At 73.4% G+C, this 5,224-nt stretch carries 2 protein-coding genes; both read left to right on the forward strand.

The genetic code is table 11. The features are described from left to right. Nucleotides 1-3,651: amino acid adenylation domain-containing protein (locus AE652_RS20815; RefSeq protein ID WP_049653737.1), on the forward strand; the 3,651-nt coding region annotated here is incomplete at its 5' end. A gap of 156 nt (nucleotides 3,652-3,807) precedes the next feature. Then, nucleotides 3,808-5,109 carry an MFS transporter gene (locus tag AE652_RS20820; RefSeq protein WP_049653738.1) on the forward strand — a complete coding sequence of 434 codons (1,302 nt, stop codon included), beginning with the start codon at nucleotides 3,808-3,810 and terminating at the stop codon, nucleotides 5,107-5,109. Nucleotides 5,110-5,224: the final 115 nt, after the last annotated feature.

Below are 5,224 nucleotides of genomic sequence, written 5' to 3' on the forward strand. Positions count from 1 at the left end.
ACCACCTTCGACCTCTCCGCCGAACTCCCTCTGCGGGTAGCCCTGTTCACCCTCGGCACGACCGAGTCCGTCCTCGTCCTGACCCTGCACCACATCGCGAGCGACGGCTGGTCCTCCGGTCCGCTCTGGCAGGGCATCGCCTCGGCCTACCGGGCCCGCCTGGCCGGCCTCGTCCCGGACTGGGAGCCGCTGGCCGTCCAGTACGCGGACTACACGCTCTGGCAGCACAACGAGCTCGGCGCGACCATGGACCAGCAACTCGCCTACTGGTCCGAAGCGCTGAGGGGTTCGCCGCAGGAGGTGGCTCTGCCTTTCGATCGGCCCCGCCCCGCCACCGCGTCGCACGAGGGCGACCTGCTGCAGTTCCACGTCGGCCCCAAGCTGCACGCCGAACTGGACGCGGTGGCGCGTCGGCACGGCGTGACGCTCTTCATGGTCCTGCACGCGGCCCTGGCGGCCCTGCTGTCCCGCCTCGGAGCCGGCACGGACATCCCGATCGGTACGGTCGTCGCCGGACGTTCGGACCAGGCGCTGGACGACCTGGTCGGGTTCTTCGTCAACACCCTGGTCCTGCGGACGGACCTCTCGGATGCCCCCAGCTTCGGCGACCTGCTGGGCCGGGTCCGGGACACCGACCTGGCGGCGTTCACCCACCAGGACCTGCCGTTCGAGCGGCTGGTCGAGGAGCTGAACCCCGTTCGCTCCAGCTCCGTGCATCCGCTGTTCCAGGTGATGCTGGTCCTGCAGAACAACGACGAGGGCACCCTTCAACTCCCGGGCCTCACTGCTCAGCCCGAGTCCTTCGGGATGCCGCCCGTCAAGTTCGACCTCAACCTCACCTGCGTCGAGAGCCGCGACGCCGCCGGCGCCCCCTCCGGCATCCTCGCCGTTCTCCACTACGCCACCGAGCTCTTCGACCGCGACACCATGGCCCTGCTGGCGGACCGCCTGCTCCGGCTGCTGACCGCCCTGGTCGCGGACCCGGACCAGTCGATCGAGGCGGTCGACATCCTGAGCCCGGCCGAGCGCCGGCAGATCCTCGTCGAGTGGAACGACACCACGCGCGTCCCGGCGGACACCGGGCTGGTCCCGGAGGTCTTCGAGGGGCACGTCCGGCGGACGCCGGACGCGACCGCGCTCGTCTTCCAGGGCGAGATTCTGACGTTCCGTCAGCTCAATGCTCGGGCGAACCGCCTGGCGCGGCTGCTGATCGACCGCGGGGTGGGGCCGGAGCAGTCCGTGGCCGTCCTGCTCCCGCGGGGCACGGACCTGGTCGTCTCGCTGCTGGCGATCCTGAAGGCCGGGGCCTGCTACGTCCCGGTCGACCCGGAGTACCCGGTCGAGCGGGTCGGGTACATGCTCGACAACTGCCGCCCCGGCCTGGTGATCACCGGCGGGGACACCGCCGAGCGGTTCGCCGATCTGGCCGGGCGGGTGCCGCACCTGCTGGACCTGGCGGAGCCGTCGCTGGGCGCCGAGCTGGCCCACCGGTCCGACGCCGACGTGTCGGACGCCGACCGGCTCGCGCCCCTGCGTCCCGGGCACGCCGCGTACGCCATCTTCACCTCCGGGTCGACGGGGACGCCGAAGGGCGTGCTCGTCGAGCACCGCTCCCTCGCCAACCTCGTCCACAGCCACCGGGAGGACGTCTACCGGGCCGACATCGCCTCGGCCGGCCGCCCCCTGCGGGCCGCCATGATCGGGGCGACGACCTTCGACGCCAGCTGGCTGCTGCTCTTCTGGCTGCTGGACGGCCACGAGCTGCACCTGGTGGATGACGAGACGCGCCGGACGCCGGAGCTCCTGGTCGACTACATCGACGGCGAGCGGATCGACTACCTGGAGACGACCCCGACCTACTGCCGGCAGCTGGTCGAGCTGGGGATGCTCTCCGAGCAGCGCGCCTCCCGCCCGCGGATCGTGGACGTCGGCGGTGAGGCCGTCGACGAGGCGCTCTGGGATGTTCTGCGGCGGGCCGGGGTCACCGCCAACAACCAGTACGGTCCCACCGAGTGCACCGTGTACAGCACGAACGCCGTGATCGGCGAGTACGAGCGGCCGGTCATCGGCCGGCCGATCCGCAACACCCGGCTCTACGTCCTGGACGACCGACTGCGGGTGGTCCCGCCGGGCGTTCCCGGCGAGCTGTACATCGCCGGGGAGAGCCTCGCCCGCGGCTACCTGGGCCGGCCGGGTCTGACGGCCGAGCGCTTCGTGGCGGATCCGTTCGGTGCGGCGGGCGAGCGGATGTACCGCACCGGCGACCTCGTGCGGTGGCGCGCCGACGGCGCCCTGGAGTACGTGGGGCGCGCGGACGACCAGGTGAAGATCCGGGGCTTCCGGATCGAGCCGGGCGAGGTCGCCGCGGTGCTGATGGCGCACGAGGCGGTGGCGCAGGCCGCCGTGGTGGTGCGCGAGGACCAGCCGGGGGAGAAGCGCCTGGTGGGGTACGTGGTGCCGGCCGCCGACCGGGCGGCCGACCCGGAGGAGTTGCAGCGCTTCGCCGCGGGCCGTCTGCCGCGGCACATGCTGCCGTCGGCGGTCGTGGTGCTGGAGGACCTGCCGATGACCTCACACGGCAAGCTGGACCAGCGGGCGCTGCCCGCGCCGGTCGCCGGTGCGGGAGGCGGCGGACGGGCCGCGCGCTCGGCGCAGGAGGAGATCCTGTGCGCGGTCTTCGCCGAGGTCCTCGGGGTGCCGTCGGTGGGCATCGACGACGACTTCTTCCTCCTGGGCGGGCACTCGCTGCTCGCGGCCCGGCTGATCGGCCGGATCCGCACCGCCCTCGGCGCCGAGATCGGCATCCGGGACGTCTTCGACGCCCCCACCGTCGCCGCGCTCGCCGGCCGCTTGGACGACGCGGGGGACGGGGACGGCGCGCTCGCCACCCTGCTGCCGTTGCGCAGGAGCAGCGGCCCGGCGGCCCGGCCGCTGTTCTGCGTGCACCCCGCGGCCGGCGTCAGCTGGGTCTACTCGGGCCTGCTCCGCCACCTCGACGGCGGCCGTGCCCTGTACGGTCTCCAGGCCCGCGGCCTGCTGGCCCCCGAGGCCGTTCCGGCCGGCCTCGACGCCATGGTCGACGACTACCTGGCGCTGATCCGCTCGGTCCAGCCGCAGGGCCCGTACGCGCTGCTGGGGTGGTCGTTCGGCGGGGTCGTGGCGCACGAACTCGCCGTCCGGCTCCAGGAGGAGGGCGAGGAGGTCGAGGCGCTCACCCTGATGGACAGCTTCCCGAGCGGGGGCGGCGGCGGATCGACCGAACCGGCCCGGGAGTTGACCGGTGCGGAGGCCGTCCGGGCGCTCCTGGAGTCGCTCGGCCACGACCCGGAGTCCGCGCGGGCCGCGGACGGTCCGTTCGCCCTGCTCGGCGACGCCGCGCTGGAGGCGATGGCCAGGGTCTTCCTCGCGAACATCGCGGTGCTGGACTCCTTCAAGTCCCGTACGTTCAGGGGCGATGTGCTGTTCTTCGAGGCGACCAGGGAGGAGCCGCGCCCCCCGGTGCGGCCGGAGGACTGGCGGGCCCACGTCACCGGTCGGATCGAGGTGCACCGGGTGACCGGGCGGCATGGTGAAATGACGAGGCCCGATCAGCTCGCCCAGATCGGCCCCGTTCTCGCCGCCTGGCTGGCGGGTGGGCGCGACCGGTCCTAGCCGGCGGGGCCGGCGGCCCGTGCGCCGACCGGCGTACGGGCCGCGCGGCGGTCCTGCTCCCCGCGCCGGCGTCGGCCGCGGGGTGCCGGAGGGGACGCAACCAGTGGGCTGCTCCGGGCAGTTCGGATTTCCTACCGCGACAGATCGGAGCGTTCAATGGGCAACGGCACACGTGGCGGCTTGCTCCGCCGCCACCGGGACTTCCGGCTCCTCTGGTTAGGCGAGACGGCGGGGCGCTTCGGCCAGTCGGTCACGGTCCTCGCCGTTCCGCTGATCGCCGTGTCGACCCTGCACGCCGACACCTTCGAGGTCAGTCTGCTGAGCGCGGCGCCCTGGGTGCCGTGGCTGGTCATCGGGCTGCCGGTGGGCGTCTGGGTGGACCGGCTGCGGCGCAGGCAGGTGATGTTCTGGGCCAACGTCGTCTGCTTCGCGCTCTTCGCCAGCGTCCCGGTCGCGGCGTGGGCCGGAGTGCTGGGGGTGACCCAACTGCTGCTCGTGGCCCTGCTCGCGGGCGCCGCCACGGTGTTCTTCCAGACCGCGTACACCGCCTACCTGCCGGACCTGGTGAAACCGGAGGACCAGGCCGAGGGCAACGCCAAGCTCCAGGGCAGCGCCTCCGCGGCGCAGATCGCCGGGCTCGGCTGCGGCGGCCTGCTCATCCAACTCGCGGGCGCCGCCAACGGGATGCTCGTCAACACGACGACCTTCCTGCTGGCGACCCTCTGCCTGGTCGCCATCCGGCACCGGGAGTCCGCACCCGAGCGGGTCCAACGGCCGCGCGGCGCCATGGCCAAGGAGATCCGGGAGGGGCTGGGACTGCTCTTCGGCGACCCCTTCCTGCGGAGCCTGGCGCTCTTCGGAGCGGCGTCCAACCTCGCCCTGACCGGGTACCAGTCGCTCATGGTCGTCTTCCTGGTCCGTGAGGTCGGCCTGTCCTCCGGCGAGATCGGCAGCCTCGCGATGGTCAGCGGCATCGGCGGTGTGCTGGGGGCGTTCGTCGTGCGTCGGGTCAGCGCCAGGCTGGGCAGCGGACGCGCCCTGCTGGTGTTCGAGCTGGTGCTGCCGGCGCTGGCCCTGCTCATCCCGCTGGCCGGCCCCGGGTGGGGCCTGCTGATGATCGTCCTCGCCTACAGCGGGGTGGCGATCGGCGTCGTGGCGGGCAACGTCATCAAGTCCGGGTTCGTCCAGAGCTACGTCCCGAGCACTGTGCTCGGCCGGCTCGTGGCGAGCTCCGCGTTCCTCAACTACGGCACGATGCCGCTGGGCGCCCTGCTCGGGGGCGCGCTCGGCACCTGGCTCGGCCTGCGCCCGGCCCTGTGGATCCTGACCGCGGGCGTACCGGCGGCGGCCCTCTTCCTGTACTGCTCCCCGATCCGCCGCCACCGGGACCTGCCGACCGGGCAGCTGCCCGGGCACCGGCCGCAGGCCGAGCCGGAAGCGGTCGAGGCGGTGCGGTAGGCGGCTGGGCACCTGAACGGGGGAGTCCCCCGCGCGGCGGGCGGGTGCGGCCGGTGAGCATGTAGTCCGACCGCCCGTGGCGCCGGGCCGGGTCCGCGGCGCGCGTCGGCGGGCG

It is taken from the genome of Kitasatospora sp. MY 5-36, assembly GCF_001182915.1.
Classification (GTDB): Bacteria; Actinomycetota; Actinomycetes; order Streptomycetales; family Streptomycetaceae; genus Kitasatospora.